The sequence below is a fragment of the Streptomyces violaceorubidus genome, from assembly GCF_000717995.1.
GTDB classification, from domain to species: domain Bacteria; phylum Actinomycetota; class Actinomycetes; order Streptomycetales; family Streptomycetaceae; genus Streptomyces; species Streptomyces violaceorubidus.
Window position 1 is genome coordinate 1 of the sequence record NZ_JODM01000238.1, and the last position, 231, is coordinate 231.

General features: G+C 70.1%; 1 protein-coding gene. It reads right to left on the reverse strand.

Annotated features, from left to right (window positions below; all coding sequences use genetic code 11):
- Nucleotides 1-231, reverse strand: a 231-nt coding sequence (locus IE94_RS0134920) for a transposase family protein (RefSeq protein WP_037925232.1), incomplete at both ends; no start/stop codon positions are given.

Below are 231 nucleotides of genomic sequence, written 5' to 3' on the forward strand. Positions count from 1 at the left end.
TGGTGATGACGCTCATGCGGTTGGGGCTGACGCGGGATCTGCGGAAGATCTGCCAGGACTTCAGCCGTGCCATGCCTCGTTCGACGGGTGCCCGGGCCGTGGACAGGGCCCGGTTCACGGTCCGCTCGGTGGGAGTGAGTTCACCGTTGGGCGGGCGGCGCTTGGCGGTGGTGACCCAGTCGCCCGCACCGATGTAGGCCATGTCGGCGAGGACCGGGACGCCCTGGCGCG